Below are 6,346 nucleotides of genomic sequence, written 5' to 3' on the forward strand. Positions count from 1 at the left end.
CGTTGCCCTCTTTGATTTTATCGAGCGCCGCAAATCCGCTGTTTACCGTTTCGACGTTTATTCCGTAAGGCATAAGCAGCCCCTTGGCGACAAACAAATTCGTGTCCACGTCGTCAACAACCAAAACTTTTCCGTATGGCATATATTCGCGATTAAGGCGAAGTTTTGAAACTTGTTTTTCGCCCGAGAATGTAAAGTTATTCAGTTTTACCGCAAGTTCCTCGCCAATCGGACGGCATTTAACAATCCCCTGTTTTAGCTCTACCGTAAATGTTGTTCCCTTGCCGTATTCGCTTTCCGCCGTTATTGTGCCTCGCATCATTTCCACAAGGCGTTTTGTAATGTTTAAACCCAAACCCGCGCCCTCGGTTGAGCGGTTTGCCTCCGTGTTAAAACGCGCATACTCCGAAAACAGGCGCTTGCAGTCTTCTTCTTTCATACCCTGCCCCGTGTCTTCCACGACAAAACGAAGTATCGCCTCTTCCCCGCAAATCGTATGATTTACCGAGAGTTTTACATGCCCTTCATCGGTGTATTTTATTGCGTTCGACAGCAGATTATTAAGAATTTGCTTTAAGCGCAACTCGTCTCCGAACAAACTTGAAGGCAAATTTTCATCTACGTCAAGCATAAATTCTATAGGTTTGGAACCGATACGGACGACGTTAACTTGCACGGCGTCGTTTATTAAACTCGGCATATCGTAAGCCGTCGGAGCGAGGTCTAATTTGCCCGAAGCCATTTTTGACATATCCAAAAGGTCGTTTACAATTCCGAGCAGTCCGTTGCCCGAAGCGTATATTTTTTCCAATGCGCCCGCGTGCTCTTCCGTTATGTCGTCTTTTTGCAGTTCTATTTGGGCTATGCCGATTATTGCGTTCATAGGAGTGCGCATTTCGTGCGACACCGTGGCGAAAAACTTGTCTTTGTACTGCGAAGTCGTCTCAAGCGAAGTGAGCGCCGCGCGCAACGATTTTATAACGTCGCCTATAAATATGTTGAACACTACAAATATCAGCGCAATCACTAAAAGCAACACCATAAAAACCACTGCAACCGGGTTTATGAAGTCGTCTAAACTGTTGGGACTGACTGCTACCGAATACCAACCCATAGACGGAATAACGCCGACCGCAACTTCGCCGATATTGGTGCTGAACGTAGTCGTCGTTTGCCCGGAGTCCAGCCTTTTTGCTACGGAAAGAACCCGCTCGATGTCAATTTTGAGCCCCGCGCCTCTGGAAACGGTAATTTCTCCCGCGGGATTATACAGATAAATTTGCGTTTTTTCGTCGTGCCCTCTGTAAAATTCTTGGACAAATTCCGATTGATAAATCCCAATTCCAACAACTCCGACAGGTCTGCCGTCATTGTCGAAAACGGGAGCATTAAGCCATAACATCTCGTCTTTTATGTGAAAATAAAAAGCGTAAGTTCTGCTTAAAGCCGTGTAATACCAGCTGTTTTCGGGAAGAGACGTATCTAAGGCTTCGTCGCCGACTGTAAATTCGCCGTCCGTAAAATGATTGGGGTCAAAAAAATGCGGGTCGTAAATATGCAATATTCTGTCGGAGTGATTTATCCAAGAAATCAACTTAAAAGAGTTGCTGTGTAAATCCGCCACTTCGCTCATTTGCGTTTTTGTAAACGACGTGCCAAAACCCTGCGAAAACCTGAGCGCGACCGACATTTCTTCTATAATCGGCGTCATTTCGTTTATGAATACGTCTCTTTTTATTCGCTCGATTTCTAACATTTGAGTGAGTTCGCCCTTTTTACTCAAGCTGATAACGTATCGCATAGAAACCCTGAACGATATAACTCCCGCCGTAAAAATTATAGCAAACAAAATTGCCGAAAAAGCAACTATTTCCGACATTGAACGCTGTCTGTCGGCAGGTTTATCGCGCCTGAAAAGCGAAATTATTTTGTTCATAGACTTTTCCTTATATCGTCAAATTTATCGTTGATTTCAAAAAACACGTCCGCAATCTTGGGGTCGAAATGTTTGCCCGCGTCTTCCATTATAATACTGACCGCTTTTTCGTGGGTAAACGCTTTTTTGTAAGGTCTGTCGGACACCAGCGCGTCATAAACGTCGGCGATAGCCATAATTCGACCTTGCAGTGAAATGTCCTCGCCTTTTAGCCCTTTGGGATAGCCGCAACCGTTCCATTTTTCGTGGTGGTCGCCCGCAAATAATTTCGCATTTGTAAGGAAACTGTCCGAAACTCCCGTTGTATTGATTATCAAATCTATAATCTCCACGCCTTTATTCGCGTGTTCTTTCATTTGCTCAAATTCTTCGTCGGTAAGTTTGGCGGGTTTGTTCAAAATCAAGTCCGAAACTACTATTTTACCAATGTCGTGCAAACTCGCCGAAGCAACCGCCGCCGTTATATTCCAAGTTTTTATTTTATCCGCGTATATTCCTTTGGCAAGCAAGGTTTCTATTAAAAGATTGGTGTACAAAGTTGTGCGTTCGATGTGTCCGCCCGTAATTTCGTCGCGGTTTTCGACCATATTCGCCAAAACCTGCACAATCCCGTTTCGTATTTTTCGCACTTCTTTTTCTTTTTGCTTTAACTGTTCCGTTCTCTCGCGGATAATTTCGTCAACGTTTAAGTGCATTTGTACGCGATTTATAAGCACGGGTTTTGAAAACGGCTTTGTAATAAAATCGACCGCGCCGAGTTTCAGCCCCTGCGCCTCCGAAATTTCGTCCGCTCTGCCCGTCAAAAATATAACGGGTATTTGCGAATAATTTTCATCGGCTTTAAGTCGTCTTATTGCTTCAAATCCGTTTATTTCGGGCATTTCTATGTCGAGCAAAATAAGGTCGGGGCTAACTTTTTGCAAGATTTCAAACATTCTTTGCGCGCCCGCCGTGGTCAACACTTTATAATTGTCTTCGAGCGCTTCCTCTATCTTCACCAAATTAAAACTTTGGTCATCAACCGCCAAAATTGTTTTCATATCTTTTCTCCTTTTATTTTCTTAACAAATGCGGAAAGCCGTTATTTATATCAGGGTCAATTCCCCAAGTATTAACAAAGTCCCAACCTGCAAAAGTGCTTTGTTGTTTCATTTCGACTTCTTTTCTGACATCTGAATTTATTAAAATACCTTGGTTTGTTCTGTAAAATAGTACATACCTGTCAACATTTAAGAATGTGCGTTCCTTGGAATGAGAATTCTCAATTTCACCTGTAGTAGCATTAACACCAACAAATCCACCGCCAATAATAGAAAATACAAATATATCTACATCGGCGTAGCTGTTTCTTATTATACCGGAATTAGTTCCTACAAATCCGCCGGTAGAAGAAGATAAATGATCTGTTCCCGTTCCTATTACTGTTCCGATAACATAACAATTCTCAATCGTCCCAAAGTTAAAACTTACCAATCCGCCGACAAATAGCCCCATTAAATAAACATTTGTAAGCCCAAGATTTCTTATTATTCCGCTTTCGTCTAATAAATCAAAAAAGCCCATAACACTACCATCGCCGTTCACTCCGTTGATAACATTACCTCTGCCGTTAAAAGTGCCTCTGAAACCCTCCAATGTACCTCTTCCGATGGGTATCCATTCTTCGTCGCTCAAATCAATATCGCTGAGAAGTTCTATATACCAACCCGCAAAATTATACCCGCTGTTTACGCGGTCTCTGAAAGCCTTTAACTCCGAAAGATTGCTTATTGTCATATTTTTAACATCGACGTCTCTCCAAATAAAATCGCCGCAACCGAAAATTACCGACAAAAATACCGCCGCGCCAATAAAAAAGCCGATTTTCTTTATAATTTTCATCTTTGCCCCCTAACTCTTGTTAATGTATAACCGATACTAAGAGTATAAGCCATACCGAGACCGTTATCATAAACAAAACTATCCGTCTCTTTCAAAAAATCTACGGGGTTTCTTCTGTATCCGAGCATAAATCTGTTTGTGATATCGATGTTCTTCTCTCTGCCGATTAGCAATTTATGGAAAGCGCCGACAAAATTCATATTTATTTCTTTGTCTCGACCAAGCCACGTTCCGTTATAGTTCCGAAAATCTACATAAGCGCCGCTGAAATGAGCGCCCGCGCCAAGCCCCAAGACATTTTTTACGCCGCCGTCCTTGTTGAAGCACATTCCAATGTTAAACCAGCCGCCTAAAAACGCCGCGCCCAAACTTAATTCCGAAGATAAATACAAGCCGTTTGTGTTGATTTTGCCAAACTCCGCGGTTGCTCCAACGCCCATTACCGCGCCCGTCGTTATAAATTCGGGACGAACGGAAAACACGCGATAACTCTTAAATTCGCTTTCAAACTGCGCTCTGAAAAATTGCTCCCTCAACTGCTCGTCGCGCTCTATTTGCTCTCGAAACATCTCCGTTGCCTCGCTCAAATCATTTTCGAGGGTTTCGCGCGCCGATTTCTCGCCCGTTTCGAGCGCGTCAATAGCGGTTTGCGTTTGCGACAAACGTATCTCGTCAGCCGAAATTTCGCCCGCGTTAAGTTTTCTTTGCATTTCTCTGAGTTCTACAAGAGTTTCGCGCTCCCTGTTTAATTCTCCGCTTGCGATTATCCATAAATTTTCGACAATATTTGCTTTTTTGCTTTCGTTGTCATATATTTCTTGCGCCGCTTCTTTCTCTTTTGCCGCGTCGGCGTACATTATCTGCGCAATCCTGTTTTGAGGCGCCGCGTTAAAAAGCATAAGCGCCTCTTCGTATTTGTTGTCAACGTCGTCCAGCTCTTCTCTTGCGCGGCTTAAGTTGTCTCTTGCAAGAGAGCGCAATGTTCGCGCGGTGTTTTCCTGCGTTGTAAGATAATTTATCTGATTTTGAGCCCCGTCTATCCGCATTTGAATTTCGACCGTCGCCTGTTGTTGCGAACGGCTTGCGCTCCCCGCCCCTCCCTGAGGCTCAAGAAAAAGCAAATCCAAAACATCGCCGTCGTCGCCAAAAAACAAATCGTCCAAGACGTCCGCGGCGCCAAAAACCGCAAACGGTAAACTCGCCCACAATAAAACAAGTAAAATCAAAATTTTCATATAAAATCGCCTTAAAACAACCTTTCTTTTTTTTGTGCTATGTATTTCCCAACAATGCGCGCGCTCTGTTAGAGTAATTTCTCGCATCTCTGTCGTTTCTGTTTGTTTCCAGATATTTTTCGAGCATAATTATCGCTTCGTTCGCCAATCTCCTGCTTGCAACCTCGTCGTTTCGGCTGTTTTCCGCAAGAAAGAAAAGCAAAATCCCCCTGTTTTTAACCGCTTGCAGATGAGACGGGTCGCGCAAATAAACGTCCCTGTATCTTCGAGCCGCTTCAACCGCCAAATTCACGTTCAGCCCGTCTTTCAAACTCAATTCCTTTAATATTTCCGCCTGCTGAAACATTGCGTGAGTAGTGTCGCCGCCAAATCTGACCCCGTTCCTGAAACTTCCGAGCGCCAAATCCGTTTGATTAAGATTTTTTTGCCTGTCGCCAATCAGAATGTGAATATCCCCGCGGCGAGGAGCAAGTTCCAGCGCGTTTGTAAAGTGCGCTATAGCCCTTTCGTCGTTCGCCTCCGCCCTGCCGTTTCGGATATGTCTGTCCACAAGCTGCTGAGTTTGAGCGTCTAAATTCTGTGCAAATAAAGGCGTCGCCGCGGCAAAAATACCGCAGAGAAAAAAAACGAACATCCGAACAGTTTTGCACCTAAACAATTCCAAATCCTTTGTTTTCCGTTTTTAGGCTGACTACTCAAGGGTAAAATAATATTTGCCAACATAAAAAAGAAGAGCGAAGTTTCAGTTCGCTCTTCTTTTTTGTTCTTGCTTTTACTTGCTCACCCCAATTCGAGCGGAATATACAAATCTTCGTCCGCTGACTGTTGTTGCTTCGACGATGATTAGGTATGTGCCGTTGGCGACGAATCTGCCTGATTGGTTGGTTAGATTCCAGACGATTGCGTTTTGTAGGGGCGGGGTTTGCCCGCCCAAATCGCCGTTCGTTCTGTTTTCAGGGCGGGCAAACCCCGCCCCTACGTTGTCTGCCGAAAATACGACATTGCCCAAATTATCGAATATTGCCAAATTCACTGTTGCTTGTTCGGGGGTGATTACCGAAATCCTTGCGAAATCCGATACTACTGCGTTCTCAAGAATAATTCCGTATCTGTTATCCCGCGAGGTATTTGGGCGAATAAAATTTGGAAGAAACTCTTCCGTTCTTATAAAAAACTCCGTTGCGCCGATTTGGTAGTTTTCTGCAAGCATTCCCTCGGTTTCTATTCTCAGCAGATACAATCTGTATCTTACAAGGTCGTCCGAACGTCCGAAGCGAGACGAAGCTTCTATTTC

Annotated in this window: 6 protein-coding genes; all 6 read right to left on the minus strand. The window is 44.0% G+C overall.

Going from position 1 to position 6,346, the window contains the following annotated elements:
• Positions 1 to 1,936: ATP-binding protein (locus FWE23_11075; GenBank protein MCL2845967.1), on the minus strand; the 1,936-nt coding region annotated here is incomplete at its 3' end.
• Positions 1,933 to 2,976 (minus strand): response regulator, encoded by a 1,044-nt coding sequence (locus FWE23_11080; GenBank protein MCL2845968.1) that lies wholly within the window; start codon positions 2,974 to 2,976, stop codon positions 1,933 to 1,935. The genes FWE23_11075 and FWE23_11080, both read right to left, overlap by 4 nt.
• Positions 2,977 to 2,989: 13 nt before the next feature.
• On the minus strand, positions 2,990 to 3,817 hold the full coding sequence (locus tag FWE23_11085; protein ID MCL2845969.1) for a hypothetical protein: 828 nt from the start codon (positions 3,815 to 3,817) through the stop codon (positions 2,990 to 2,992).
• The gene (locus FWE23_11090) at positions 3,814 to 5,052 is read right to left on the minus strand and encodes a hypothetical protein (protein MCL2845970.1); all 1,239 of its coding nucleotides are present in this window, start codon (positions 5,050 to 5,052) and stop codon (positions 3,814 to 3,816) included. The genes FWE23_11085 and FWE23_11090 overlap by 4 nt, the downstream gene beginning before the upstream one ends.
• A 37-nt stretch (positions 5,053 to 5,089) precedes the next feature.
• Positions 5,090 to 5,686, minus strand: coding sequence for a hypothetical protein (locus FWE23_11095; GenBank protein MCL2845971.1), 597 nt, complete (start codon positions 5,684 to 5,686; stop codon positions 5,090 to 5,092).
• 138 nt (positions 5,687 to 5,824) lie between these two features.
• A partial coding sequence (locus FWE23_11100; protein ID MCL2845972.1) for a hypothetical protein occupies positions 5,825 to 6,346 on the minus strand: 522 nt, incomplete at its 5' end.

It is taken from the genome of Chitinivibrionia bacterium (assembly GCA_009779925.1).
In the GTDB taxonomy this organism is placed as follows: domain Bacteria; phylum Fibrobacterota; class Chitinivibrionia; order Chitinivibrionales; family Chitinivibrionaceae; genus WRFX01.

Coding starts and splice junctions, on each gene's coding strand:
- FWE23_11080 (MCL2845968.1), bottom strand. CDS start 2,976: ATGAAAACAATTTTGGCGGTTGATGACCAAAGTTTTAATTTGGTGAAG.
- FWE23_11095 (MCL2845971.1), bottom strand. CDS start 5,686: ATGTTCGTTTTTTTTCTCTGCGGTATTTTTGCCGCGGCGACGCCTTTA.
- FWE23_11090 (MCL2845970.1), bottom strand. CDS start 5,052: ATGAAAATTTTGATTTTACTTGTTTTATTGTGGGCGAGTTTACCGTTT.
- FWE23_11085 (MCL2845969.1), bottom strand. CDS start 3,817: ATGAAAATTATAAAGAAAATCGGCTTTTTTATTGGCGCGGCGGTATTT.